The organism is Pandoraea sp. 64-18 (assembly GCF_001899225.1).
GTDB lineage: Bacteria > Pseudomonadota > Gammaproteobacteria > Burkholderiales > Burkholderiaceae > Pandoraea > Pandoraea cepalis.
The window spans coordinates 111,195-134,885 of record NZ_MKVU01000022.1; the positions used below are offsets into that span (position 1 = coordinate 111,195).

General features: G+C 62.4%; 21 protein-coding genes and 1 pseudogene. 14 read left to right on the plus strand and 8 right to left on the minus strand.

Translation table 11 applies throughout. The annotated features are described in order from the left end of the window. Positions 1–43: 43 nt before the first annotated feature. Positions 44–1,756, plus strand: coding sequence for a SulP family inorganic anion transporter (locus BGP02_RS20805; RefSeq protein WP_286799160.1), 1,713 nt, complete (start codon positions 44–46; stop codon positions 1,754–1,756). A 77-nt stretch (positions 1,757–1,833) separates the two neighbouring features. On the opposite strand, the gene BGP02_RS20810 is transcribed toward BGP02_RS20805, so the two are convergent. The 5 genes from BGP02_RS20810 to pdxR form a co-directional block, all read right to left on the minus strand. After that, a complete protein-coding gene (locus tag BGP02_RS20810) occupies positions 1,834–2,262 on the minus strand; it encodes a GFA family protein (RefSeq protein WP_286799161.1) in 429 nt (142 codons plus the stop codon). 549 nt (positions 2,263–2,811) lie between these two features. After that, positions 2,812–3,585, minus strand: coding sequence for an HD domain-containing protein (locus BGP02_RS20815; RefSeq protein WP_286799162.1), 774 nt, complete (start codon positions 3,583–3,585; stop codon positions 2,812–2,814). Positions 3,586–4,077: 492 nt separating this feature from the next. Continuing rightward, a complete protein-coding gene (locus tag BGP02_RS20820) occupies positions 4,078–4,533 on the minus strand; it encodes a carboxymuconolactone decarboxylase family protein (RefSeq protein ID WP_286799163.1) in 456 nt (151 codons plus the stop codon). Between the two features lie 23 nt (positions 4,534–4,556). Next, a complete protein-coding gene (locus BGP02_RS20825) occupies positions 4,557–4,973 on the minus strand; it encodes a cupin domain-containing protein (RefSeq protein ID WP_286799164.1) in 417 nt (138 codons plus the stop codon). Between the two features lie 119 nt (positions 4,974–5,092). Further along, positions 5,093–6,502, minus strand: a complete 1,410-nt coding sequence (gene pdxR / locus BGP02_RS20830; protein WP_286799165.1) for a MocR-like pyridoxine biosynthesis transcription factor PdxR — start codon at positions 6,500–6,502, stop codon at positions 5,093–5,095. 181 nt (positions 6,503–6,683) lie between these two features. Between pdxR and BGP02_RS20835 the strand changes: the two are divergent. Together BGP02_RS20835 and BGP02_RS20840 are read left to right on the plus strand one after the other, a co-directional pair. After that, positions 6,684–7,345, plus strand: a pseudogene (locus tag BGP02_RS20835) (HD domain-containing protein). 52 nt (positions 7,346–7,397) lie between these two features. Beyond that, positions 7,398–8,120 (plus strand): SDR family oxidoreductase, encoded by a 723-nt coding sequence (locus tag BGP02_RS20840; RefSeq protein ID WP_286799166.1) that lies wholly within the window; start codon positions 7,398–7,400, stop codon positions 8,118–8,120. Positions 8,121–8,619: 499 nt separating this feature from the next. Here the strand turns inward: BGP02_RS20840 and BGP02_RS20845 are convergent, their stop codons facing one another. Next, complete coding sequence (locus tag BGP02_RS20845) at positions 8,620–9,603, minus strand: LysR substrate-binding domain-containing protein (protein ID WP_286799167.1); 984 nt, start codon at positions 9,601–9,603, stop codon at positions 8,620–8,622. 189 nt (positions 9,604–9,792) lie between these two features. On the opposite strand from BGP02_RS20845, the gene BGP02_RS20850 reads away from it, so the two are divergent. Then, positions 9,793–11,133: an MFS transporter gene (locus BGP02_RS20850; RefSeq protein WP_286799168.1), complete on the plus strand. Its 1,341-nt coding sequence runs from the start codon at positions 9,793–9,795 to the stop codon at positions 11,131–11,133. A gap of 34 nt (positions 11,134–11,167) precedes the next feature. Next, positions 11,168–12,733 (plus strand): sulfatase-like hydrolase/transferase, encoded by a 1,566-nt coding sequence (locus BGP02_RS20855; protein ID WP_286799169.1) that lies wholly within the window; start codon positions 11,168–11,170, stop codon positions 12,731–12,733. A gap of 123 nt (positions 12,734–12,856) precedes the next feature. Here BGP02_RS20855 and BGP02_RS20860 read toward each other — a convergent pair whose 3' ends face one another. Beyond that, positions 12,857–13,642 (minus strand): IclR family transcriptional regulator, encoded by a 786-nt coding sequence (locus tag BGP02_RS20860; protein ID WP_286799170.1) that lies wholly within the window; start codon positions 13,640–13,642, stop codon positions 12,857–12,859. Positions 13,643–13,940: 298 nt separating this feature from the next. Here BGP02_RS20860 and BGP02_RS20865 point away from each other — a divergent pair, with 298 nt between their 5' ends. The 3 genes from BGP02_RS20865 to BGP02_RS20875 are packed head-to-tail and all read left to right on the plus strand — an operon-like array spanning position 13,941 to position 17,465. Further along, a complete protein-coding gene (locus BGP02_RS20865) occupies positions 13,941–15,575 on the plus strand; it encodes an AMP-binding protein (RefSeq protein ID WP_286799171.1) in 1,635 nt (544 codons plus the stop codon). Beyond that, complete coding sequence (locus tag BGP02_RS20870; protein WP_286799173.1) at positions 15,568–16,347, plus strand: enoyl-CoA hydratase/isomerase family protein; 780 nt, start codon at positions 15,568–15,570, stop codon at positions 16,345–16,347. Before BGP02_RS20865 ends, BGP02_RS20870 begins: the two co-directional genes overlap by 8 nt. A 53-nt stretch (positions 16,348–16,400) precedes the next feature. Continuing rightward, positions 16,401–17,465, plus strand: a complete 1,065-nt coding sequence (locus BGP02_RS20875) for an ABC transporter substrate-binding protein (protein ID WP_502688504.1) — start codon at positions 16,401–16,403, stop codon at positions 17,463–17,465. Between the two features lie 16 nt (positions 17,466–17,481). Here the strand turns inward: BGP02_RS20875 and BGP02_RS20880 are convergent, their stop codons facing one another. Next, positions 17,482–18,384 (minus strand): LysR substrate-binding domain-containing protein, encoded by a 903-nt coding sequence (locus BGP02_RS20880; RefSeq protein WP_286799174.1) that lies wholly within the window; start codon positions 18,382–18,384, stop codon positions 17,482–17,484. A 150-nt stretch (positions 18,385–18,534) separates the two neighbouring features. Here BGP02_RS20880 and mdcA point away from each other — a divergent pair, with 150 nt between their 5' ends. From mdcA to madL, 6 genes are all read left to right on the plus strand, one after another. Further along, positions 18,535–20,196 (plus strand): malonate decarboxylase subunit alpha, encoded by a 1,662-nt coding sequence (mdcA, locus tag BGP02_RS20885; protein ID WP_286799175.1) that lies wholly within the window; start codon positions 18,535–18,537, stop codon positions 20,194–20,196. After that, positions 20,196–21,104 carry a triphosphoribosyl-dephospho-CoA synthase gene (locus tag BGP02_RS20890; RefSeq protein ID WP_286799176.1) on the plus strand — a complete coding sequence of 303 codons (909 nt, stop codon included), beginning with the start codon at positions 20,196–20,198 and terminating at the stop codon, positions 21,102–21,104. Before mdcA ends, BGP02_RS20890 begins: the two co-directional genes overlap by 1 nt. 11 nt (positions 21,105–21,115) lie before the next feature. Next, on the plus strand, positions 21,116–21,418 hold the full coding sequence (locus BGP02_RS20895) for a malonate decarboxylase subunit delta (RefSeq protein WP_017235507.1): 303 nt from the start codon (positions 21,116–21,118) through the stop codon (positions 21,416–21,418). Positions 21,419–21,430: 12 nt separating this feature from the next. Next, positions 21,431–22,288 carry a biotin-independent malonate decarboxylase subunit beta gene (locus BGP02_RS20900; protein ID WP_286799177.1) on the plus strand — a complete coding sequence of 286 codons (858 nt, stop codon included), beginning with the start codon at positions 21,431–21,433 and terminating at the stop codon, positions 22,286–22,288. Next, positions 22,285–23,106: a biotin-independent malonate decarboxylase subunit gamma gene (gene mdcE / locus BGP02_RS20905; protein ID WP_286799178.1), complete on the plus strand. Its 822-nt coding sequence runs from the start codon at positions 22,285–22,287 to the stop codon at positions 23,104–23,106. The genes BGP02_RS20900 and mdcE overlap by 4 nt, the downstream gene beginning before the upstream one ends. Before the next feature lie 179 nt (positions 23,107–23,285). Beyond that, positions 23,286–23,681, plus strand: a complete 396-nt coding sequence (madL, locus tag BGP02_RS20910) for a malonate transporter subunit MadL (protein WP_017235504.1) — start codon at positions 23,286–23,288, stop codon at positions 23,679–23,681. Positions 23,682–23,691: the final 10 nt, after the last annotated feature.

The following is a 23,691-nucleotide window of genomic DNA, read 5'->3' on the forward strand; positions in this document are numbered from 1 at the left end:
TTGACAGTTATCAACCGCCGTATATTCGATAACGCCCCTCGATATGACTATCGATACCGGCCATGCCGCCGCCGTACAGCTTCAGAAGCCATCCACCTATACGAGTTCAGTCGAGCCACCTCCCCCGCGACGGGTTCGTATTGGGCGTGACGTACTGGCCGGCGTTTCGATAGCAGGACTCTTGCTGCCTGAGGCCATTGCCTACGCGGGTATCGCTGGACTGCCACCGCAGGCGGGCCTGATTGCGCTGCTCACCGGGCTTGTCGTCTATGGGCTAACGGGCAGTAGCCGATTCGCGATCGTATCGGGAACATCCTCATCCGCAGCCGTGCTTGCCGCCACGGTGGGGGCCGGCGACGGGGGCATCGGTGCGCAGCTCGCCTACGCCGCCGCCCTCGTTGCCGCGACTGGCATTCTTTTTCTGCTGGCCGGCGCGTCGCGTTTGGGCGCCATGTCGGACTTTGTCTCGAAGCCGGTCTTGCGCGGTTTTGCGTTCGGCCTGGCGCTGACGATTGCCATCAAGCAACTGCCGGCCATACTCGGCGTGCACTCGCATTACACCGATACGCTGCGAATCGCTTTCGATCTCGCGCATCAAGCGCCCAGTTGGAATTTCTATAGCGTGGCGCTGGGGGCGGCTGCGCTGGCCATCCTTTTCGGGCTGGGCCGAAGTGCCCGCATGCCGGCGACGCTGGCGGTGATTGTGCTCGGCATCGCGTTGGGGTACCGGATCGACTGGCATGCACATGGCATTGGCACCGTTGGCGTGATCGATTTTCACGATATGACGGTCGGCCTGCCACGGTTCGACCGCTCACAGTGGCTGCAAACGGCGGAACTCGCGTTTGCGCTGATGCTGATTCTGTATGCGGAATCGTACGGGTCGATCCGCAGCTTCGCGCTAAAGCATGGCGATGTCGTGTCGGCTAACCGGGACCTCATGGCGCTCGGCTGCGCAAATCTTGTCTCCGGATTACTGCACGGGATGCCGGTGGGTGCAGGCTACTCGGCGACTTCCGCCAACGAAGCCGCCGGCGCGCAGACCCGCTTCGCGGGGATATTTGCCGCAGCGGTCATTGCACTGATCGTGCTGATGCTGTTACCGCAGTTGTCTCGCACGCCCGAACCGGTGCTTGCTGCGATCGTCATTTATGCCGTCAGTCACTCACTGCACCCGGACGTGTTCAAGCCGTACTGGACGTGGCAACGTGACAGACTGGTCGTGATAGCGGCGCTGCTGGCTGTGCTCGTGTTTGGCATACTTCACGGCTTGCTGGTCGCCATCGGGGTGAGCCTTCTGCTAACACTGCGTAACTTGTCTGAGCCGGCAGTCTCGGTGCTCGGGCGCCTGAGAGATAGCCACGATTTCGTCGACATCTCCGCACACACGGATGCAACCCCCATCCCCGGCATCACGATCGTGCGGCCAGAGGTACCTCTCTTCTTTGCCAATGCCGAACGCGTGCTCAGTAAGGTGCGTTTAATGCTGCGGGGGCAGTCGACGCCGGTGCAGACGGTAATGCTGAGTCTCGAAGAAACACCCGATGTCGATAGTTCAGTGATCGAAGCACTGCGCATCTTCTCCGCCGAATTGACGTCGCGTGGACAGCGGCTGCTCCTGGTGCGGCTCAAACCGCGCGCGCTGGCGGTGCTTGAGCGAGCCTCCGACGAGACGCTGCCGCGTAGCGCGCTATGGGAGTTGAGCGTCGATAAATGCGTGCAGTCGATTGCGGGTGAAACGGACCAGAGGGGCTGATGATAACGGCGAAGAAGTTTGTGGATTCAACCAGGAGTAGTCCTTCGCTCGTTTGTGTGTCGACGTACTCAGCCAGACTAACCAACGTAAGTCGGCCCGTCCCATCCATCGAGGTACTTCGGCAGCTTGTCATCCACGTCGATGATCCTATGCCGATAGAACAGATGCATCGTCGCCTGCATTGGTTCGGGCAATTCACCGCCCGCCGCCCGCGCAACAAAGCTGTTGGGAATGACTAACATGCCGAGGCGGTTGGTACCAAACACTGTTTCGCCGCAATGGGGGCAAAAGGCGCGCGACAGTTGCTTTGTCGGATGTGCAAATTTCGAGAGGCTACCGCTGATCACCGCGACTCGCTCGGGTAGCCATGCAGTTGCCGACAACATCGAAGTCCCGTAGAAATCCCGGCAGGACTGGCAATGACAGTTCGCTCTTGCTTCCGGTTGGCCTTTTAACTGAATATTGACGGTGCCACACAGGCACCGCAGGGAATTTGGTTCGGTCATATTGACTCCGAGTTGTGCGTCGGAAGTATATATAGTCGAATGCTGTCTTTGAGCACGGCAGGCTGTCCCCTGCCCGTCAGTTTCAGACAGTCAGCGATGCTCCGAAGTTGACGCCCCAACGGCCGTTGTATTCCAGATACCAGACAATTGCCCGCTACCTTTTGTGTGGTCGGCTGATCGTAGTATGTCCCCATGCCCCCTAAATCCAGTCGTGAAAGCGCCTACGCGTCGCCACAGGTTACGGCGGTGAACAACGAACGACGCGGCGAGCAGTTCAGAACGCAGATCCTGACAGAACACTGGAGAGCACCGCCTCTGGCGGGTTGCACGACCGCCGATCCGACGGCCGCCAGCCCGGCAGCCCGGCAGCACCATCGATTGCACACGGTTGACCGGCATCGAGCCTGCAACTGAAGCGATGCATAAGCGTCACCGTTCGGATCAGGGACATCGAGTTTAGCGTCCAGCGGTCAACTGCACCTTAGGTCAAAAAAGTGCGAAAGCGTCGGGCCATGCGTGAGGTGCAGCCGTTCCCCCCGGGTTGAATGCTCACATTCTTGCGGCCCAATGAGAGTTGCGCACGAGAGCGCTGAAGTCGCTACGGACGAAGTGGGGATCCTCATAGGCCATTACATCCGCCAAGCCAGTGCCCTGAGTGGTTTCGGGCCGATGCTTGAGGCTGTCGTATAGAGCACGCATGAAAACTTCGGCGAAGTCGGGCGGGTGAGGATATGCCATCTCGATGGTGTCTCGCTGCTCGGCGGTGAAATCGTCATAGCCTGCGCCAACTAGATCCAAGTTCGCTCCCTGAGCAGCAAGTGCTGCCAGCGGTGAAACCTGCGCAGGGATGCCGTTCGTTGTATGCAGCGCAATCGCAAGCCAGACTTGCTCGGCCGCTGCTTCCGATACGCCGTGGCTTCGTAGGAATTCGCGAGCGGCGTTCGCACCATCCACCTCGTATAGCAGATGGCTCTGAGCGTAATTCTCCGTCAGGCCGTAATCATGGAACATTGCCGCGACGTACAAAAGCTGCGGGTCGTAGGGAAGACCACTTCGTTGCGCAGTTAAGGCAGCCCAATAGTAGACCCGCATCGAATGCTCGAAAAGGAACGCTCCCTCCGAATCACGTATGTATTGAGCAGCGTCGCGTGCCAATTTGCTGTCGGGGATCGCTATGTTGGGCGTTCTATCGGCCGTTTCCGCACTTTGACGGTCCGGCGCAGGCGCTCGGCCAGCGGCACACACGTTCGACGCTTGAACGAAACCTAGCACCAAAATTAGAAGCACGGCGCAAGCCGTACTCACAACGCGAGCGATCTTCATAGTCCAATTCCTTTTCAACATGCGGGCTTCTGCGGCCGTCGTGTCCGGCGAGAGATAGCTATGACATTTCGCCACAACTGTTCGACGTTCGCCAAGGCCATTGCCGATGACCGTCCAGCGGACACGACGCGCGTTGATGCAAGGGATCCTGACAACTACAACCGCATCGTGAGTCGTCGTTCACCGTGCCGAAGGTCGACGGGAGTCGATGTTCCATTCCCCTCGTTGAACGCATCGGCGATCTGTTCCTCGGGATTCTCTTCACGGAGGCTGAACACTTCCACGAGCATGGGCTGGTCTTCGGTGCACTCGTTTTATGCAAGTCCGAGAACTTACATTTCGACGCCTGCCGTCACCAGTTAAGTGCCTCTGAAAACTTTGAGCTGCAACGCGCCGCGCCTATGCAAAGCGACTGCAGAATTGCGTCAGAGAATCGTGCGTGGCTGATGCCGAAGTCCGGACGATTTTCCGTGCGAAAACCCGCAATGCCATTTACTTTTCCATCACGGCCTGCGGCGTGTTCCGGAAGCTGATTGCCATACGGTTATACGTGTTCATCAGGCTGATCGCGATGGTCAGGTCAACCAGCTCGCGTTCATCGAACGCGGCGCGGGCAACTTCGTAGGCCGCATCCGGCACGCCGGTCTGCGCCACTAGCGTGACCGATTCCGCCCACGCGAGTGCTGCGCGCTCGCGGAGGTCGAAGAGATCGCCCCCTTCCCTCCATGCCTGCACGAGCGCGAGCTTTTCGACCTTCACGCCTTTTTTCAGCAGGTCGCGCGTATGCATGTCCAGGCAGTAGGCGCAGTTGTTGATCTGCGAGACGCGCAAGTAGACCAGGTCGACGAGAACCGGCGACAGGTCGCTCTGCATGACGTAGCCGTAGACGCCGCCAAGGGCTTTGACGCCCGCAGGCGCAATCTGAACGTAGTCGAGACGCTTGCTCATGGGTGACTCCTTAAGGTGGTGGATTACTTGATGGGGGTGGTCAGCGCTTTGTCGTTGCTGTCCACAACGAACACGGCGAGTAGCTTTGCAGGCTTTGTTTCGCTCGCGTTGCGGCTCACGCGGTGAACGGCGCCGGGCTCCTCGAAGAAGCTTTCGCCGGCATGGTAGACACGCTTCGGACCGTCATCGACCTGTGACTCGATCTCGCCCGATACGACATAGGCATAGATGAAGGCCGAGCCCGCATGCCTGTGCGTTGAAGACGCGGCACCCGGTGCGTAATCGACGACGACGGCGGTCAATGACTTGCCCGGAATGTTGGGAATGGCGTGCTGAAAGTTTGGTGTGACGGTTTCAGCCGCACCATGCGCCGCGGCGGGCATGGCGATGCTGAAGGCCATGGCTGTATAGGCGGCTTTCGCGATGGATTGAATGTTCATGGATGGCCGGCTCCTTTGTGCTTCCACATTGTCGTGCGACATGCGGGCATGCAAAAGCACCAGGAATGAACATTTTCACTGTACCAAGAAGCGACGGCAAAGCCAGAATTACTGGTCCGTCAGTGGCGCGCGCGAGCGAGTTCCAGCAGGCGGGAACAGTTGGCCGGCAGCGTTCTTTCATCCAGATTCGTCACGCCGAGCAGTAGCCCCTTCTGCCCCGGATCGCCCGTGTACCAAGGTGAGAGAGGAACTGGGGCCAGCCCGAAAGCCCGCGCCCGCAAAGCGATATCGACATCCGATACGGATTGGGCAAGCGCGGCCACGACGGTCATGCCGGCGGCGGCCTGCACCCTGAGTGATTCCGAGGGCTGCTCCTTCAGACAACGAACGAGGGCTTCCTGCCGCACCGCATAGAGACGTTTCATTCTCCGCAGATGGCGAAGATAGTGCCCCTCGTGCATAAACTCTGTCACGGCGTGCTGCACGGCTGCAGACGGGGCGGGCGTAAGGCACGCCGCGACGTCGCCGAAGTGACGTGCCAAGGCCGGTGGGACTACGAGAAACCCCAGGCGCAGTGCCGGGCTGATCGTCTTGCTGAAGGTCCCGATGTGCAGCACCCGTCCGTCCTGATCGAGCGAGGCCAGTGCCGGTGCGGCCCGTCCTTTCAGCTGCAGCTCGCCTAGATAGTCGTCTTCGACGATCCAGGCGTCGTTTCGCTTGGCCCAGCCGAGCAGTGAAATCCGTCGAGCGAGGGACATCGTCATCCCGAGCGGCGCCTGCTGGCCCGGTGTCACCACCGCGAGGACGGCCTCGGGTGCGATCCGGAGGCCTGCGTCGATATTGAGCCCCTCCGTGTCCACCGGCACCCCTGCCACGGTCATGCCCGCCAGCCCGAGCGCCGTACGCGTGAGCGGAAAGCCAGGGTCTTCCAGCCAGGCCTGTCTGCCCTCCACGCGCAGGGCGCGAATCGCGAGATTGAGCGCGCCGGAGAAACCTGCCGTGACGAAGAGCTGGGAGGGACTGCATCGAAGCCCACGTGAGACGCCAAGATATGCTGCGATCTCCTGTCGCAAGTCCGGTTCGCCTCGTGGGTCGGGGTAGCAAACAGGAGCCGCTGCCGCCCGGCGCGCCGCGCGCGCCTGAATGCGTGACCAGAGCTTGAACGGAAAGGCGTCCTGGGAGGGCACACCCATTTGAAACGCCAAAGGCGCGGCGTTGAAGTCGTAGAACAGATCAGGCAGCGGTGGCGCCTCCGGCGACCATCCTGCCGCCGCCAGCAAAGGCCGTCCGGCTACCCGGGTGCCGGCCGCGCCCAGGCCGATTGCGAACTGCTCGTCGATCAGACGTTCATAGGCGGCCCGCACGGTACCCCGGGAGACCCCGAGCTGGGCGGCCAGATCCGACCAGGAGGGCAGCCGCGCGCCGGCGGCAAGCTGGCCCGACTCGATCGCATCTCGAATCGAACCGTGAATTTGCCCCGATAGGGAGATTCGTCCGGAGCGATCGAGGCCGATAGAAAGCTTTGTCATAGACGCGATAGTACATTCGGATTGTTCGATCTTGGGTCTTTTCCATGACCCAAGGGAAGCGTAACTTTCTCGTTGTAATACCGCCAGACAATTCCCATGCGCGATCGGCAGACCGCGAGGCGTGGTCCGGAAGGCAAGCGTGCTGCCGGAAACGCACGCGCTCTACAGATCGAGGAACCCGATGAAGCACGATAAAGCAACGCCGACGAATCAACTGCCCGGCGTCGTCATTCCCGACAGCCAGCTCGCGCGGGAGGTCGCACAGCTCATTCGCGATACCGAAAGCGAACTGCTGTTCAATCACTCGACACGCGTCTACCTATGGGGCGCACTGCTGGGAAAACGAAACGGCGTCGCTTTCGACCCGGAACTGCTCTACGTTGCGTCCATGTTCCACGATATCGGCCTGACGTCGGCCTATCGTGAAAGCGAAATGCGTTTCGAAGTCGACGGCGCTAACGCCGCGCGCGATTTTCTGCGCAGCCATCATGTTGACGAGGCTGACGTAGCGAAAGTGTGGACCGCTGTGGCGCTCCATACGACGCCGGGCATTCCCGAGTATATGCATGGCGAAATCGCGCTGATGCAAGCCGGGGCTGGAATGGACGGGGCGGGACGGGGCTTTGATGACTTTACTGAGGAACAGCGCGCGGCGGCGATCGCGGCCTATCCGCGCGGCGCCGATTTCGGAGGCAAGGTGATTGATGCCTTTTACGATGGCATGAAGCGTCGCCCGGGCACTACCTTCGGCACCTTCAATTACGACTTTCTTGCGCGTACAAGGACCCAGGCTTCAAGCGCGTGGACTTGTGCAGCATCATCTTGAATTCCCGTTGGGGCTAACGTCCTTACGGACCATACTGGCCAACTCTCTTAAGCCTTTCAGGATTTTCCAATGCTCAAACGTACATTCTTAGTAACGGGCGCCAGCAAGGGTATCGGGCGTGCGTTGTCGAACCGGCTCGCCTCCGACGGCCATCAGGTCGTCGGTCTCGCACGCGGCGCTGACGATCCAAGTTTTCCCGGTACACTGGTTTCAGTCGATCTGACGGATCGAGTTGCAACCGCGCGTGCGCTCGAGGGGTTGGCCGAGCGCTACGCCTTCGATGGCGTCGTCAATAACGCGGGGTTCGTCCGGTTGGCCGGTGTTGAAGCGATCGATCTCGACGATCTCGAAGCGTCCTTCCGTCATAATCTCACTTCTGCCGTGCAGACCGTACAAGCCCTGCTGCCCGGCATGCGGAACCGAGGGTGGGGCCGAATCGTCAATCTCTCCAGCCTTGTCGTGCTTGGCGTGGCCAACCGCACGGCTTACGCGGCGGCGAAAGCCGCGATGATGAGCTTTACGCGCACGTGGGCGCTTGAGCTTGCGCAGACGGGTATTACTGTCAATTCCGTCGCGCCCGGGCCCACCGAAACCGAACTCTTCCGGCAGAACACGCCCATCGGCAGCGAAGCAGAGGAGCGCTTTCTTTCGCTCGTGCCGATGAAGCGGTTTGGCAAGCCTGAGGAATTGGCCGCGGCTTTAGCATTCTTTCTGTCCGAGGATGCGGGCTTTATCACTGGACAAACGTTATTCGTTGACGGTGGCGCATCGGTAGGAAAGGCGGCGTTCTGATCGCCCACCTATCATCATGCCCGAAGTAGGCGGGGCGCAATACTGCGCTTCGCTAATTCGCTCAAAACGATTTCGCGACAGCCGCTAGCGCGTTAGTGGTTAGATTCACAACTCTCTCTCTCCGGTTCGTCAACCGCTTTCGGCACAATGACGAACTTCTACGCCGCTCCAGCAATGGGGTGGCTCTTCTATACCCCTAGTGAACGACTGTTGCACTCCATCAAGGGACGCCCATGGCAGCGAGTCCTGACTGGCCGAAGCGGGTCGAAAACCGCCGATGGACTGACAATGGTTACCGGCCAGGAAACCTCAGTCATGAACGCCGTCAGTCGGACGCCCAGGCGCCCGATTCTCTCTGTGGATTCAACCGGTCGTTCCCACCACTGCTGCGGGGAAATTCAGATTTCTCCGCTGGACGATGCAACCCTGCAACCTGCATCCACCATCTGGATCGAGACCGTCTCCAGCTCCCCCACGGTCGCTACAACACACGCCCACCTTAAATCCGCGCCACCTTCGCCGCATCACTAAGGCAGGCACGAAACAGCGCGGTGGCTGGGGTGTCGTCGGCATCGGCACGCCATGTGGTGCTGACCGGGCCGAGCGCGGCACCGAGGCTCAACGGCAAAATCTTCAACACACCGCCCTCCTCGTGATGCCGCGCCAGCGAGCGCGGCAGCAGACCCAGCACCGGATACGACTGCAGCATGCCCACGTTGGCGTCGATCACCACCGACTCGATGGTGTTGATCGGCGTACCCACGCCGTGCGACTCCAGTACCGACAGCAGATGCCGGTACATGGGCGCACCGGCACTCGGCACGATCCACGCCAACCCTGCCAAGTCGGCCCACTTGATGCGCTTGCGAGATGCCAGCGGATGCGTGCGCGCCACTACGATGACCGTCGGGTCGTCGAACAGCGGCTCGCTGGTGAATTCCGGCGCGGCCAGTCCCCGCGCGAGGCGCCCAACGATCATATCGAGCTGGCCCGCGCGCAGCGCCGGCAAGAGTTGATCCAGCGTGCCTTCGTGCAGGCACACCGTAGCCGTCGGCGAACGCTGCTTGAACAGCGCCACGGCCGCCGGAATCAGGATCGGCGCGGCCACCGACAGCACACCCACCTCGACGCGGCCACCAACACCGCTGGTCATCGCGTGCAACTCCTCACTGGCACGCTGGGCGTGCAGCAATAGTTCGCGCGCGTGGCGGATCAGGCACTCGCCGTAGGACGTGGGCCGGATACGGCGTCCATCACGCTCGAACAGCGGCACACCGATCCCTTTTTCCATCTCGTTGAGCATCTTCGAGACGGCCGGCTGCGTCACGTGCAGTGCCTCTGCGACCTTGCCGACCGTCTGGCGATCGGCGAGTGCCACGAGCAACTGCAGGTGCCGCAGTTTCAACTGGCGCGAAAAATACCCATCAATCGCACTACGTTCGAGCGACACGCCAGGCGATGCGCCGGAGGTTGCGGAAGCCATTAATTCATAACCTTAAATTTATGATTTGGAGGCAATATCTCATTGGACGGTAACGAAGTAAATCCACACAATCGTGATGGCTTGCCACACGGACAGCCCTGAGCGCCCTCGTGGCGGCCACAACAACACAAACACGAGACATGGCAGCCGCCCGCCCCGGAGCCCGGCCGCCGCCAGGAGGATTTCGCCATGCCAACCACGCCTGCCCTGCCCCGCGCCAACCGCCGGGCGATCGTCGCCGCCACCATCGGTAACGCATTCGAGTGGTACGACTTCATCGTCTTCGGCTTCCTGTCGGTGATCATCGCGCGGCAGTTCTTCCCGTCGTCGAACCCGACCGTATCGATGCTGCTGACCACGGCAACCTTTGGCAGTGCATTCCTGATGCGGCCGATCGGCGGCATCCTGCTCGGCATTTACGCCGACCGCGCCGGGCGCAAGGCCGCTCTGTCGTTGGTGATCCTGCTGATGACGGTGTCCTCGGCCATGATGGCGCTCACCCCCGGATACGCGACGATCGGCATCGCCGCGCCGATCATCGTGGTGCTGGCGCGACTGCTGCAAGGCCTGTCGGCCGGGGGCGAGTTCGGCAGCGCCACGGCGATGCTGATCGAGTACGCGCCGCCTCACCGGCGCGGCTTCTACGGAAGCTGGCAAAACTTCGGCCAATTCGTCGCTGCCGTGACGGCCGCGCTGATGGGCGCCCTGGTCACGCGCGGGCTGAGCCAGAGCACACTCGATGCGTGGGGTTGGCGTGTGCCGTTCCTGTTCGGCATGCTGATCGGTCCGGTCGGGTTCTATATCCGCACCCGGCTTCACGAAGTGGTGCCGACCTTTGAGGACGCCGGCGACGGCGCACGCGCCACCACGTCAGGCAAGGCTTCCTCGATGCTCGCGACGGTTTGGAGCGAGCACCAGGCCGCACTGTGGATCGCGTTCGGGCTGGTCGTCGCAAGCTCTGTCGCTCAATACGTGCTGAATGTGTACCTGCCGGTCTATGCGGTGACCCAACTGAAGCTGCCGGTGTCCGCACCGTTCATCGTGCTGATGGTCACCGGCACGCTGCGCATGATCCTGATTCCGCTGTTTGGGCTGCTGTCTGATGGCATCGGGCGCAAACCTGTGATGGGCGCCTCAATGGCGCTGTACGTGCTGACCATCTATCCCCTGTTCCTTTGGCTAGTCGCCGCGCCGAGCCTGCCGAGACTGCTCGGGGTGGAGGTCGTGTTCGCGGTGCTGATGGCAGCCGCACTGGGCCCCGCGTCAACCGCGCTGGCCGAATTGTTCCCCGCACAGGTACGGGCCACCGGCCTTTCGATTTCCTACAATTTGGCCACCACGCTGTTCGGCGGCTTCTCGCCGTTTCTCGTCACCTGGCTCATCAGCGCAACCGGCGACAAGATGATGCCGGCCTACTTCGTGACAACGGCCATGGTTGTCGGTCTCGTCGCGTTGTGGCCGATGCCCGACCTGGCACGCCGTACAACCGGTGTGCGGTTCGGCACCAGCAATGGCACGACGTCGCGCTGAACGTCATCGCTTAAATTCAATTCGGATACCTACGATGTCGTCGATCCGCAACGTGCTTTTCGTGATGTGTGACCAACTGCGGGCGGACCACCTGTCGTGCTACGGGCATCCGTATCTGGCCACGCCCAACATCGACGGTCTCGCCCGACGCGGTGTGAAGTTCGAGCGCGCGTTCGTACAGTCAGGGGTGTGTGGCCCATCGCGAATGTCGTTCTACACAGGGCGCTACGTCGCCAGCCATGGCGCGACGTGGAACCGCGTGCCGCTGTCGATCGACGAAATCACGCTAGGGGAATATCTATCCGCGCGCGACATGAAGCTGGCGCTGGTCGGCAAGACGCACATGATGCCGGACAACCACGGTCTGAAGCGCCTGCATCTGGATGGCGGCAATGCGCTCGGCGCGCTGCTGCGCGAGGGCCATTTCACGCTGGTCGACCGCTACGACGGACATCACGCGGAACCCGCCGGCGGCTACGCCGAATACCTTCGCCAACAAGGCTACGCAAGCGACGATCCGTGGTCAGACTTTGTGATCTCGGCCGAAGATGCACAGGGCCGCATCGTCAGCGGCTGGCACATGCGCAATGCGCACCTGCCCGCGCGTGTGCGCGAAGCCGACTCCGAAACGGCCTATACCACCGACCAGGCCATCCGTTTCATCGAGCGCCAGGGCGATGCTCCATGGGCGATGCACCTGTCGTATGTCAAGCCACACTGGCCGTATATGGCCCCAGCGCCGTACCACAACAAATACACCCTCGAACAATGCCTGCCCGTGCGGCGCGCCGAGCGTGAGCGCGAGGCGCCACATCCGGTGACAGGTGCGTACTTCCAGCAGGAGGAATGTGCCAATTTCATGCGCGACGAGGTCATCGCCAAGGTGCGGCCCGCTTATCAGGGTCTGATAAGCCAGCTCGACGATCATCTCGGACGACTGTGGGAAACCCTGGACAGGCTCGGACGGTGGAAGGACACACTCATCGTCTTCACCGCCGACCACGGCGACTTCCTCGGCGACCACTGGCTTGGCGAGAAGGAATTGTTCTACGACACCGTGCAGCGCGTGCCGTATATCGTCTACGATCCGTCCCCCGAGGCCGACGCCACGCGCGGCCACAGCGACGCACGCTTCGTCGAGGCCATCGACACCGTGCCGACAGTGCTGGACGCGCTCGGCATGCCTGTTCCCGATCACCGCGTCGAAGGTCGCTCGCTGCTTGCGCTGACGCGAAACGACGCAGCGCAAACGCCCTGGCGAGATGCCGTCTTCTCCGAGCTTGACTACGCCTATCGGCAGGCACGCCAGATCCTCGGCCGCCGCCCCGACGCTTGCCGCGGCTGGATGGTGCGCACCGACGTGTGGAAATTCATTCACTGGGACGGATTCGCGCCGCAGCTTTTTGACCTGCGCAACGATCCCGACGAATTCGTCGACCTCGGTACCGACCCGGCGTTTGACAACGTGCGACAGGCCATGCGCGAGCGCCTGCTGACCTGGTCCCTCGGCCTGCGCAATCGCACCACCGTGACGCACGACGACGTCGAGCACGGCACGCATCAGTACAAGAAGGCCGGAGTGTTCTACGGGGTGTGGTGAGAGGCCAAAAGGATAACCGACTCGCGCTGCGAAAAGAACGATGCGGTGGCGATAGTCGAGCGGCGGCAGTGGTTCGGAAACGGCCCTTTGCGAATGGCCGTTAACGGCTGTGGACTCAACTGGTCACCCCGCCGACGCCCCCTTCGCCGCAGCGACTACAAGCGGCACAAGTTCCGCAAGCGCCGCCTTCTCCGAATACCGAGATGCCAGAGTCGAGAGATTGATCGCAGCGATGGCGCGACCCGAAAAATCGAAAACAGGTGCAGAGATCGACAGGCTGTCTTCATCGAAGCTTTTCGCCGTCAATGAATATCCCGCGCTGGCCACCTTCGCCAGCATCGCAACGATATCGTCGTCACGCTTGCCCGCGAATCGCTCACGCGCGGCGTCGGGCATGTGCGCGATGAGGGATCGCACCTCCGCTTCGCTGCGTTGGCACAGCAACACCTGACCGGATGACGACGAGAGCGCCGCAAAACGGCTGCCCACCGACAACGTGATCGACGCCAGATGCACGCTCGGCACATTGCCGATGACCACGATCTCGTCGCCGTCGAGTTCCACCCACGAGACCGTCTCGCGTGTGTCTTTCGCCAATTGCGAAAGCAATGGATAGCTACGTTCGAGCGCGGCATTCGCGCCGATCATGCTGTGTACGAACCGGAACACCTTGGCGGAAACGGAATAGAGCTTCGACGCGGGATCGCGTCGCAAATAGCCCAGGCGGTGCAACGTGTAGACGAAGCGTTGCGTTGCGCTTCGCCCAAGGCCACTCATCTCGGTGATGTCGGCAATCGACAGTTGCTGGCTCGACTGATCGAACGTCTCCATCACACGCATCGCCTTGGCGACCGAGGCAACGTAAAGACGCTCGTCCAGCTCGGCGTCTTCGGGCAGGGGCAAATTCAAGATCGTGCATCCTCGAAAGGATCAAAAGGATCGCGAGAACTTTCATCGGGCGGCACGGCCGTCTCCCCCCACTGGCGAGACGCGTCGCGCTCATAGGCGCTCACACGCGCTCACCCGCGCCCACGTATAGACACGGGTAAACCACACCTTTGCGATGAATATTCTCGCGACTAGGATTTAGTGAAATTGGAATGCAATTTTTGTAATTACATCCCAATTATACGAATTCCGACGTCAAACACAAGCGATGTCGACATTCACGTTCATTCACTCGCGACATCGTTCCTATCACCGCCCCATGAGCCAGCCCACACCCGTCTTGCACACGCACGTCGACATCGCTTCGGTGCCGGATGAAACCATCGCGGCCACCCTCGCCCGCCGCGCCGAGACAACCCCCGACGCGGTGTATTGCCGATTCAACGACGACGTCATGACGCTGGGAGAGTTGGCGCGACGCGTGGATCGCCTGGCCGACGTCCTGAGCGCGCAAGGGCTGCGTCATGGCGACCGGGTCGCGCTCATGCTGCCGAGCCACCCCGATCATCTCGTGGCGATCTTCGCGCTGATCAAGCTGGGGCTGGTACGTGTGCCCGTCAATGTCCATCTCGTCGGCGCTTCCCTTTCCCATCTGTTCGACCATCTGGCGCCCAAGGCCTTGTTGGCCGACCGCCAATATGCCGAAGCCCTCGGGCACGACATCGACAAGGTCGACCAGATGCTCTGGCGCGATGAAGTCTTCGCGAACCGCACGAACACAGATACCGATGCGGACGCAGGTACAGACAAGCGCACCGACGCCCAGCATTCCGTCGTTGTCGCCGACGACATCCTTGCCCTCACGCCAAGCTCCGGCACCACGGGCGCTCCCAAGGGCGTCCTCAAATCGGATCGCACACTTCGCGCCGGTGCGATGGCTATCCTGCGACTGACGGGCGCGCAACCGGGCGACACGTTTCTGCTCTGGGAGGCGTTGCACCACGGCGCCGGGGTTGCGGTTGCGATTTCCGCGCTGCTCGGTGGCACACAACTCGCGATGGTGGAACGCTTCAGCGCCTCGCGTTTCTGGGACGACGCGCGGCGTTACGGCGTCACGCACATCCACTATCTGGGCAGCGTCCTGCCGATGCTGCTCAACCAGCCACCGCGAAGCGATGAGCGGCAGCACAGCGTGCGTGTCGCCTGGGGCGGCGGTTGCCCCGCGGAACTCTGGATGTCGTTTGCGCAACGCTTCGGCGTCGAGATGCGAGAGGGTTACGGCCTGTCGGAACTGACCACCTTCGTGACGGTGAATCCCGATGGACCGGCGGGTTCGATCGGCAAACCGCTCACCTATTTCGACGTCGCGCTGACCGACGAGAACGGCCACCCCGTGGCACCGGGCGAGATCGGCGAGATCACCGTGCGCGGGCGTGTCCCCGGGCTGGGTTTTCTCGGCTACTTCCGCAATGTCGACGCCGAATCGTCAGCGCGACGCGGCGAGTGGTTTCTGACCGGAGATCTCGCACGCCAGGATGCGCATGGCTACCTGTATTTCGCGGGGCGGCGCAAGGATATGGTGCGTCGTCGCGGCATCAATATCGCCGCGTGGGAAGTCGAGCGCGTTTTCGCGGAACATCCCGCCATCGAAGAAACCGCGCTCGTCGGCGTGCCGTCCGCGTTGGGGGAGGACGAGCTGAAGTTGTTCGTGCGGCTCCGGGCCGGACACGCCGTTGCGCCGCTCGACTTGATCCAGTGGTGCGAGTCACGAATGCCTTATTTCCAGATTCCGCGCTACGTCAGTTTTATCGACGAGTTCCCCAAAACCCCGACGCAACGTATCCGCAAGAACGATCTCGAGCGCTCGGTCGACGGGGTTTGGGATCTCGAGTCGTCCGGTTACACGCCGGCGAAAACTCGCACCAGCGTTCGCGACAGAGGCCGCCATGCCTGAGCTGATCATAGAAGCGATCTGTCCTGGTGTCACCACCCTGCGCATTAATCGCCCCGAAAAGCGCAATGCCTGCAACCGGGCGGTGTGGCAGGGCATTGCCGACGCCGTCAATGGACTCGCGCAGGGCAACGAGACGCGCGCCGTGATCCTGACCGGCACGGGAGAACACTTCTGCGCCGGCGACGACATCGTTGCCTACAACGCCTCGAAATCGTCGCCGGGCGCCGCGCAGCAGCACCGCGACGCCATCGACGCGGCATACAAGGCCCTGCTCGACGCACCGTTCCCCGTGCTCGCAGCGATCCGGGGTGCCTGTGTAGGCGGTGCGGTCAGCCTCGCGATGTGCTGCGACTTCCGGATCGCCCATACGTCAGCGCGCTTGTCGATCCCTGCGGCAAAACTGAGCCTTGTCTACCCCACGGCGCATGTTCAGCGTCTCGTGCACCTCGTTGGCCTTTCGGCCGCGCGGCGCTGGTTGTACACCGCCGAATTCGTCCATGCCCAGCGGGCGACGCATGCCGGCTTCTTCGATCTTATGACCGACGGCGACGCCGTCGAAGCGGCGCTAGTGTTTGCGGGCCCCATGCTCGACAAGGCGCCGCTATCGTTAATTGGAAGCAAGATGCAACTCAACGCGATCAGCACAGATACGCTTGGCGACGTACGAGCCGCCGTGGACGCGCAGATCGCCACGATTGAAAACTCCGAGGATTATCGCGAAGCCGTGCGGTCGTTCCGCGCCAAGTCCATGCCTCGATTCACGGGACGCTGACGCATCTGTGCCCCTTTGTCCCTATCCAGCGCCTCATCCATAGGAGAGTCAATATGAGCAGCCCCCACAGTGTTAAGCGCCGCGCCATCATCAAGTCTATCGGCGGACTTGTCGCGACTGGCGCACTCTCGCCAATGGCGCGGGCGCAAAGCGACAAACGCATCGTCGTCAGCGACCCCGGGGGGCCGTATGCCCTCGCCTATCGCAAGGCCTTTTACGATCCCTTCGAGAAAGCCACCGGCATTCAAGTCATCAACATTGCACGAGACTCGCAGCCACTGGCGCAGTTCTCCGCGATGGTGAAGACAAGAAACTTCATGTGGGATGTCACGACGCTCACACTGTCAGCCGATGTGTTGCCCCTCGAAGAGCAGGGCTTTCTTGAACCGATTGGTCTTGACAGCAAGCAATTCCCCGGTTTGCTGCCTGATGCGGTGCGCCCCGACTGGCTCGGCGTCAATGTGTATGGCACCGTTCTCGCGTATCGAAAGGACAAGTACGGCGCCAAGGGTCCGACGAGTCTTCGCGATATGTGGGACGTGGCCCGTTTCCCCGGCCGGCGATCCCTGCGCAGAAGCCCGGTCGACTCGCTCGAACAGGCCTTGATGGCCGACGGCGTGCCGCGCGACAAGCTCTACCCGCTCGACGTCGACCGCGCCTTTCGCAGCCTCGACAAGATCAAGCCCCATGTCGCGGTCTGGTGGAGCACCGGCGCACAGGCCTCTCAACTCCTGCAGAACGGCGACGTGGACCAGATCATCACCTGGACGTCACGCGCGCAAGCGTCCATCGACAGTGGCGCCCCGGTCGCCATCGTCTGGAACGACGCCACTTACGCGATCGAGGGATGGGGGATTCCGAAAGGCTCGCCGCGCGCCGAATTGGCAAAGGCCTTTGTCAGGTTCTGTGCCGACCCGGTACGCCAATCCGTCATGCCCCAATACGTCGCTACCGGGCCGACGAACCGCGATGCCTTCAAGTTCATCGATCCGGCGCGTGCGGCCCTGCTGCCGACCGCGCCTGACAACGTCAAGCTCGCAGTCAATCAAAACGCAGCATGGTGGGACAAGAATCGCAGGGCCGTCACCGAGCGCTTCAACAACTGGTTGATTGCCTGATCACACGATGCAACGCCTACGCCCTGAGCATGCGACACTCCGCGCTCAGGGCGAGCAGATTCGGATCGCGCTCACGGTTTCGCGGAAGCACCAACACGATATTCTGGCTGCGCGCATAGCGTTGCGTGAGCGGAATCAACTGCACCTTCGGACTGAAATCCGCAACGCGTCGCGGCAGCAACGCGTACCCTATGCCGCCGCTCACGAGATTGATCAGCGAAAAGATGTCGCCCACCTGCATCGCAATGTCCGGCGCGAATCCCGCGAGATCAAAGGCCGATTTGAAATCGTGATACGTCGCGAATTCGTCGCCGAGCGACACGAACTTCTCATGACGCACGGCCCTGAGGTCGATGGCCGTCTCTTTCGCATACGGCGAGCCCAGCGGCGCCGCGAAGAGAATGTCGTCCTCGAACATGGGGATGACCAATAGGTCCGGACTCTTCGGCGGTGCGCCGAGGGCAATGACAATCGCGTCCAACAGACCGTCGTCCAGTTTGGACATCAGATCGCGATTGGACCCGAGCGTGAGATCGATATCCAACGCAGGTCGGCGCATTTTCAACCCGACCAGCAATCGCGGAATCGTCCCGACCGTCATCGAATACAGGCCGCCGATCTTGAGTCGCGTCGACGTGAATCCGGCCGCCTCGCGCGTGCGCTGCACACCGGTCTCGCACTCGCTCAACATGCGTGCCGCATGCTCGGAGAACACATACGCCGTCGCCAACGGAATCAGCTTTCGACCGTCCTTCTTGAACAACGGACACCGGAGCCCAGCCTCCAGCGAGTGGAGCGCACGGTGCACGCTCACCGTGCTCTGACCCAGCACTTCCGATACCCGGGCCATATTCCCCAGCGCCATGAACGCCTGAAACACTTCCAGCTTCTTCAGGGTGATGCCGTCGTCAATTGCCATGCTCGCGCCTCACTTCGTTTCGGTACGTTTGCTTCGAACCGCCCAATTATTACCCTAAAGCTAATGAACCGACACCTAAGTTGATTGAAACGAGTGGTTTTGACGCATAGGTTAGAGGCTACTGACGACTCAATGGCTGGAGCCTCCGACATGCAAGAGATGCCCACAATCCCGGCGAAATGGCGTCGCCGGCGCGACGAAAAGGCGCGCCGCCTCGCGGCCGCCCGCAGGATCGCCCATGGCAAGGTGATCGAGACCGGCGACATCGTGGCGGCCCTGCAAGCGCTGATCGCACCGGGCGACCGCGTGGTGCTCGAAGGCAACAATCAGAAGCAGGCGGATTTCCTCTCGCGCTCACTGGTGCAAGTCGATCCGGACATCGTGCACGACCTGCACATGATCATGCCCAGCGTGGGTCGCGCAGAACACCTCGATCTCTTTGAAGTCGGCATCGCCCGGAAGCTGGATTTCTCCTTTGCCGGGCCGCAGAGCCTGCGCATCAGTCAGTTGCTCGCCGACGGACAGTTGGAGGTCGGCGCGATCCACACCTACATCGAGCTTTACGCTCGGCTTGTCGTGGACTTGATCCCGAACGTCGCCCTCGTGGCGGGCTTCAAGGCCGACCGCGCCGGCAACATCTACACCGGCCCCAGCACCGAAGACACACCGGCGCTCGTGGAACCCGCGGCATTCTCCGACGGCATCGTGATCGTTCAGGTCAACGAGATCGTCGACGACGTGACCGACCTGCCGCGCGTCGACATTCCGGCGTCGTGGGTCGATTTCGTCGTCGTGGCCGACAAGCCCTTCTTCATCGAGCCGCTGTTCACGCGCGATCCCCGCCTGGTCAAACCCGTGCACGTCCTGATGGCGATGATGGCCATTCGCGGCATCTACGAGCGGCACAACGTTCAGTCGCTCAACCACGGCATCGGCTTCAACACCGCGGCCATCGAACTCATTCTGCCGACCTACGGCGAGCGCCTCGGACTGAAAGGCAAGATCTGCCGGAACTGGACGCTCAACCCCCACCCGACCCTGATCCCCGCCATCGAATCGGGATGGGTCGAAAGCGTGCATTGCTTCGGCACCGAGCTTGGCATGGAGCGCTATGTGGCCGCGCGCCCGGACGTTTTCTTCACCGGTCGAGACGGCTCGCTTCGCTCCAATCGGATGCTCTGCCAACTGGCCGGTCAGTACGCCGTCGATCTGTTTATCGGTGCCACGCTGCAAGTCGACGGCGACGGACACTCGTCCACGGTGACGCGTGGCCGGTTGGCCGGCTTCGGCGGTGCACCGAACATGGGGCACGACCCGCGCGGACGCCGTCACGCCACGCCTGCCTGGCTCGACATGACGCAGCCGGACACCCTGCTCGAACGCGGCAAGAAGCTGGTCGTTCAGATGGTGGAGACATTCCAGGAAGGCGGCAAGCCGACGTTCGTCGAAACGCTGGACGCCGTTGCAGTCGCAAAACAAAGCGGCATGCCACTCGCCCCCGTGATGATCTATGGCGACGACGTGACCCACCTGCTCACTGAAGATGGCATTGCCTACCTCTACAAGGCACGCTCGCTGGAAGAGCGCCGCGCCATGATCTCGGCGGTGGCCGGCGTCACCGCGATTGGGCTGAAGCACGACCCGGCCAAGACAGCGGAGATGCGCAGCGACGGCCTCATCGCCTTGCCGGAAGATCTGGACATTCGTCGCACAGATGCCAGCCGCGAGCTGCTCGCCGCCAAGAGCATCGGCGAGCTGGTCGAATGGTCGGGGGGACTCTACGACCCGCCCGCGCGCTTTCGGAGCTGGTAATGGACAAGACCCTCATTCGACGGATCGAGTCGCCGTCCCAGCCGATCGAGATCGCAACGAAACTCGCCACGCTCGTCGAGTCCGCGCTGATCGACGAAGTGACGCTCACTCCCAAGCCGGGCCTTGTCGATGTTCGCGGATGCGGCGCACATCACGACCTCACATGGGGCTTGATGGTGCAGTCGGCCAATGTCTTGCGGCCGACGTTCGAGGCCATGGCCAAGGCCGGTGTGTTGATCGAAAACCCAATGCGCCTGCGCGAGCAGATCGGCCGTCTCGGGCGCCTGGGGGAAACGGCAATGCTCGCGGCGACCGGCGGCGTGAACACCCACCGCGGCGCCATCTGGGCACTGGGCCTTCTGATCACGGCCGCAACGCAAGCGCCCAACGCACTGAGCGCCCATGCCGTCGCGCGTCGCGCCGCAACGCTCGCGCGCCTGCCCGACCGCTTTGCGCCATGTGCCACCGGACATAAAGGCGAGCGCGCGTGCCTCGACTATGGCGTGGGCGGTGCGCGAGGTCAGGCATGGGCAGGCTTTCCGCACGTGACGAAAGTCGCGCTGCCCGCACTCAGGCGAGCCCGCGCGGCAGGCATGCGCGAGGACCATGCCCGCATCGACGCCCTACTTGCGGTCATGGCCACGCTGGACGACACGTGCGTCCTGGCTCGGGGTGGCCCCGACGCGCTGCACGCGATGCAGGCCGGCGCGAGCGCCGTTCGCGCGGCAGGGGGCCTGTCGACGACAGACGGCCGACGCAATTTTCGAAAACTCGAGTCCGACATGCTGGCCCGACACATCTCGCCAGGCGGTGCCGCCGACATGCTGGCCGCCGCCCTGTTCCTCGACCGTCTATCCGTAAAGGGGTCGTCGTCGCGGCTTAACGAATCACCGTTTCTGAGTCTTTAGGAAGCACGTCCATGGAAACGCTTCAATTTCATTTCTCCGGCGGCGCACCCAGTGCGGGCCGAGCCTGCGTCGGCGTCGTCGGGTCGGGCGACCTGGAAGTCCTGCTGTCTCCGGGCGAGCCGGGGCAGATCCACGTCGAACTCACGACCTCCGTCAATGGCCTGTCCGCGATCTGGCACGCGCAGCTCGAGCGAATCTTCGCATCACACGCCTGGCCCGCGCTGCACGTGGAAATCAACGATTTCGGCGCTACGCCGGCCGTCGTTCGCCTTCGCCTCGAGCAAGCGCGCGAAGCCCTCGAATCTCCCCAATAAGGGCCCATCGAGATGACGAATACTCCGATACAACGAGACAGCTTCATCGAACGCGACGCGCGCCGTCGCGCCCTCGCCCTGCTCGACCCCGGCACGTTCCGCGAGCTTCTGGATCCGTTCCAACGATTGTCCTCGCCCTGGCTGCCCCGGCAAGGCATCGTTGCGCAAGCGGACGACGGTGTGGTCGTCGCCCGTGGCACGCTCGATTCGCAACCGGCAGTCGTCCTCGCCATCGAGGGCGCCTTCCAGGGCGGAAGCATGGGGGAAGTCTCCGGCGCGAAAATCGCGGGGGCCCTTGAGCTTGCCGTCGAAGACAACCGCCGAGGCATACCGACACGCGCGGTCATCGTCTTCGAGACGGGCGGCGTGCGTCTGCAGGAAGCCAATCTCGGCCTCGCTGCCATCGCGGAAATCCACGCGGCCATCCACGAACTCAGAACGTTCGGGCCCGTCATCGGCATCTCCGCCGGGGTGGTCGGCTGCTTTGGCGGCATGAGCATCGCCGCCGGCATGTGCAGCTATCTGCTGGTCACACGCGAAGCACGGCTTGGGTTGAATGGGCCGTCCGTCATCGAGCAGGAGGCCGGTGTCGACGAATACGACTCACGCGATCGGCCGTTCATCTGGGGTCTGACCGGTGGGGAGCAACGCCAGGCGACAGGCCTTGTCGACGCCTGCCTCGACGACGACACCGCAGCGATTCGCGCGCAGGTGCTCGCATGGCTGCGGGCCGACGCCCCGAAGCCGCAGCGTAGCGAACAAATCGAGTACTACCTTGAGCGGCTGATGCACGTCGATGTGACGAATCAGCCTTCGCCCGAAGACGTGCGCGCGCTTTACGCCGCCGCCCGCGCAGGAGACCCCTCATGAGCCGTTCCGAACGTTCCTCACGAGGTGCCGTGTGGATGCACGCTTTGACGTGCGACGCTGCGCACCGCACCGAGACCGATGACTACGGCAGCACGTTGCAGGTCGTGGATGCCTCGCTCGCCGAGTCCCCCGCTCGCTACATCGCCGTGATTCCGGACGAGAACAATCGCTTTCCCCGCGCACGACACGGCGAAGTCGGATTGATCGAGGGATGGCAACTGGCGCGCGCCGTGCGGGACGTGATCGCACGCGACCGGGACCGCGAGAGCAAAGCCGCCATCGTCGCCATCGTCGACGTGGCGAGCCAGGCTTACGGACGCCGCGAAGAAGCCTATGGCATTCATCTCGCGCTTGCGGCGGCGGCCGATGCCTATGCCGCGGCGCGTGTGGCCGGACACCCGGTGATCGGGCTCATCGTCGGGCGAGCGATGTCCGGCGCGTTTCTCGCGCATGGGTATCAGGCGAATCGTCTGGTCGCGCTCGACGACGCTGGCGTGATGGTTCACGCGATGGGGAAAGAGGCCGCCGCGCGCATTACACAGCGTTCGGTCGACGAACTCGAAGCGCTGGCCGAAGCCGTTCCCCCGATGGCGTACGACATCGCCAACTTTGCGTCGCTTGGGCTGCTGTGGCGCCTGCTGAAGGTCGGTTCAGCCCAACAGCCCGATCCGGAAGACGTCGGTGAAGTACGGCGCGTGCTGGCGAAAGCGCTCGCGGACATCCAGAGAGATCCGTCGCGCGGTCTTTCCAGCCGACTCGGCGCGCCTTCCCGACAGGCCTCATCGACGGTTCGCGAACGACTGAAGGCACTTTGGTAGTTCGCGCCCGACCGCCCGGCGTGAACGCCGGGCCATCCACAAGACTCACCGCCGCGCGCCTGGAGAGCGATTGTCGGCCCAGATATCCGATTCCCGTTTCACCCCTGAATCCGACGACTCGACGCTTGCCATAACACCAGAAAAGACAGTTCGTCATTGCTTCAACCAGGAGACAGCTTGTGATTATTTACGGTACGACCCTGCTCGCGATTTGCCATCTCGCCGGCATCTTCCTTGGCGACCTGCTCGGCCAGGCCATCGGTGTGAAAGCCAATGTCGGCGGCGTCGGTATTGCCATGCTGCTATTGATCTTCGCTCGGCTCTATCTGCATCGGCGCGGCCTCATGCCTGCTGCGACCGAAGCCGGGGTTTCTTTCTGGGGCGCAATGTATATCCCTGTCGTGGTCGCCATGGCCGCTCAGCAAGACGTTGTCACCGCCTTGCGAGGCGGTCCCGTCGCGCTGCTTGCCGCCGTGGGTGCCGTGCTGGTCTGCGGCGTCGCCATTGCGCTGATCAACCGAACGGGCAACGCGCAGCCGCTTCCGCCGCTGTCCGAGACGGCACAGAACGCTTGAGAGAGGATCA

Bases quoted from the DNA above. Each gene is read 5' to 3' on its own strand.
- BGP02_RS20825 (WP_286799164.1), bottom strand. From the start codon at position 4,973: ATGAACATTCAATCCATCGCGAAAGCCGCCTATACAGCCATGGCCTTC.
- BGP02_RS20810 (WP_286799161.1), bottom strand. From the start codon at position 2,262: ATGACCGAACCAAATTCCCTGCGGTGCCTGTGTGGCACCGTCAATATT.
- BGP02_RS20850 (WP_286799168.1), top strand. From the start codon at position 9,793: ATGCCAACCACGCCTGCCCTGCCCCGCGCCAACCGCCGGGCGATCGTC.
- BGP02_RS20840 (WP_286799166.1), top strand. From the start codon at position 7,398: ATGCTCAAACGTACATTCTTAGTAACGGGCGCCAGCAAGGGTATCGGG.
- BGP02_RS20855 (WP_286799169.1), top strand. From the start codon at position 11,168: ATGTCGTCGATCCGCAACGTGCTTTTCGTGATGTGTGACCAACTGCGG.
- BGP02_RS20875 (WP_502688504.1), top strand. From the start codon at position 16,401: ATGAGCAGCCCCCACAGTGTTAAGCGCCGCGCCATCATCAAGTCTATC.
- BGP02_RS20865 (WP_286799171.1), top strand. From the start codon at position 13,941: ATGAGCCAGCCCACACCCGTCTTGCACACGCACGTCGACATCGCTTCG.
- pdxR (WP_286799165.1), bottom strand. From the start codon at position 6,502: ATGACAAAGCTTTCTATCGGCCTCGATCGCTCCGGACGAATCTCCCTA.
- BGP02_RS20815 (WP_286799162.1), bottom strand. From the start codon at position 3,585: ATGAAGATCGCTCGCGTTGTGAGTACGGCTTGCGCCGTGCTTCTAATT.
- BGP02_RS20880 (WP_286799174.1), bottom strand. From the start codon at position 18,384: ATGGCAATTGACGACGGCATCACCCTGAAGAAGCTGGAAGTGTTTCAG.
- BGP02_RS20805 (WP_286799160.1), top strand. From the start codon at position 44: ATGACTATCGATACCGGCCATGCCGCCGCCGTACAGCTTCAGAAGCCA.
- mdcE (WP_286799178.1), top strand. From the start codon at position 22,285: ATGAGCCGTTCCGAACGTTCCTCACGAGGTGCCGTGTGGATGCACGCT.
- BGP02_RS20870 (WP_286799173.1), top strand. From the start codon at position 15,568: ATGCCTGAGCTGATCATAGAAGCGATCTGTCCTGGTGTCACCACCCTG.
- BGP02_RS20845 (WP_286799167.1), bottom strand. From the start codon at position 9,603: ATGGCTTCCGCAACCTCCGGCGCATCGCCTGGCGTGTCGCTCGAACGT.
- BGP02_RS20895 (WP_017235507.1), top strand. From the start codon at position 21,116: ATGGAAACGCTTCAATTTCATTTCTCCGGCGGCGCACCCAGTGCGGGC.
- BGP02_RS20820 (WP_286799163.1), bottom strand. From the start codon at position 4,533: ATGAGCAAGCGTCTCGACTACGTTCAGATTGCGCCTGCGGGCGTCAAA.
- BGP02_RS20890 (WP_286799176.1), top strand. From the start codon at position 20,196: ATGGACAAGACCCTCATTCGACGGATCGAGTCGCCGTCCCAGCCGATC.
- BGP02_RS20900 (WP_286799177.1), top strand. From the start codon at position 21,431: ATGACGAATACTCCGATACAACGAGACAGCTTCATCGAACGCGACGCG.
- mdcA (WP_286799175.1), top strand. From the start codon at position 18,535: ATGCAAGAGATGCCCACAATCCCGGCGAAATGGCGTCGCCGGCGCGAC.